This window comes from Flavobacterium sp. ov086, assembly GCF_900187965.1.
Taxonomy (GTDB): Bacteria; Bacteroidota; Bacteroidia; order Flavobacteriales; family Flavobacteriaceae; genus Flavobacterium.
Genome location: NZ_FZNL01000054.1, coordinates 2,507 through 4,455, shown reverse-complemented (window position 1 = coordinate 4,455; position 1,949 = coordinate 2,507). Strand labels below are relative to the sequence as shown.

The following is a 1,949-nucleotide window of genomic DNA, read 5'->3' as shown; positions in this document are numbered from 1 at the left end:
GCAGTATTAACAGTTACTGCAACAGATAAAACCAAAGTTTACGGAGATGTCAATCCGGCTTTAACAGCCACTTATTCAGGATTTGTAAATGGCGATACGGCAACAAGTTTAACTACAGTACCAACAATCACGACAACAGCCGTAACAGGCAGTCCAGTTGGACTATATCCAATTACTGCAAGCGGAGCGGTAAACACAAACTATACTATTAGTTATGTAGCAGGAAATTTAAACGTAACCACAGCGAGTTTAATTATCACCGCTAATGATCAAACTAAAACTTACGGATCAGTCAATCCAACCTTAACAGTAGGTTACTCAGGATTTGTAAACGGCGATACGGCAATAAGTTTAACTACAGCACCAACAATCACGACAACAGCCGTAACAGGCAGTCCAGTTGGACCATATCCAATTACTGCAAGCGGAGCGGTAAACACAAACTATACTATTAGTTATGTAGCAGGAAATTTAAACGTAACTACAGCGAGCTTAACAGTTACTGCGGATAATCAGAGTAAAGCGTTTGGGGCGGCAAATCCAATACTTACAGTTAGTTACGTCGGATTTGTAAATGGAGATACAAGTACAAATCTAACCACACAGCCTACAATTACAACAACAGCTGTAACGGGAAGTGCGGTAGGAACGTATCCAATTACAGCCAGTGGAGCAGTTGCATCAAATTATGTTATTAGTTATATCCCCGGAGTTTTAACAGTAACAGCCTTGTCAGATGCCTCTTTAGCAAATCTTTCCATAAGTCAAGGTGCACTAACACCAACATTTGCAACAGCAACAACCGCTTATATTGCAACAGTAGCTAATGCAATCACAAGCTTAACAGTTACACCAACTTCAACCGATGCAAATGCAACAATCACGGTAAATGGTACAGTAGTAACCAGTGGAAATGCTTCGGGAGTAATCAATTTGGCTGTAGGTATAAATACTATTACTACAATAGTAACAGCGCAGGATGGTACTACTACTGAAACTTATACGGTAACGGTAACAAGAACTGCAGCAGCAGCGATTGTTACTACAGGTACTTTATCAGCACTGACTACTACTTATGGTACAGCATCTACATCTACTAGTTTTAATGTATCAGGAACAGATATGCTTGAAGGCATTGTGGTTACTCCACCTTCAGAATTTGAGGTAAGTACTGATAATACTACTTTTACTAACACAGTTACAATTGGAGCAGCAGGTGTTATAGCATCTACACCAGTTTATATTCGTTTAAAAGGAACTATCCTGGCGGGAAGTTATTCAGGAAATATAGTTTTAACTAGTAATGGTGCAGCTACAGTAAATGTTCCTACAGTTTCCAGTACAGTAAATAAAGCAGTACTTACAGTTACTGGTGATGATCAAAGTAAAACATACGGATCAGCCAATCCAGCTTTAACAGCAAGTTATAGTGGATTTGTGAATGGTGATGATGAAACGAGTTTAACCACAACAGCAACAATCACGACAACAGCAGTCGCAGGAAGTGCAGTAGGGGTATATCCTATCACAGCCAGTGGAGCAGCGAGTGCAAATTATACTTTTAATTATATTGCAGGTACATTAACCGTAACTCCTGTAGCGTTAACCATTACTGCCGACGATCAAAGCAAAACTTATGGATCAGCAAATCCAGCTTTAACAGCAAGTTATACCGGTTTTGTAAACGGAGACACTGCTGCAAGTTTAACTACAGCGCCAACAATTACAACAACAGCCGTAACAGGAAGTGCAGTTGGAAGTTATCCAATTTCGGCAAGTGGAGCAGTTTCATCAAATTACACGATAAGTTACGGAATTGACGGAATATTGACAGTTACCCCGGTAGCGTTAACCATTACAGCCGATGATCAAAGTAAAACGTACGGATCAGCAAATCCAGTTTTAACAGCAAGTTATGCAGGATTTGTAAACGGAGACACTGCTGCAAG

1 protein-coding gene is annotated in these 1,949 nt (G+C 40.1%); it reads left to right on the top strand.

Annotated elements, in window-relative coordinates:
• Positions 1 to 1,949, top strand: a 1,949-nt coding sequence (locus tag CHB81_RS26545; protein ID WP_176427589.1) for an MBG domain-containing protein, incomplete at both ends; no start/stop codon positions are given.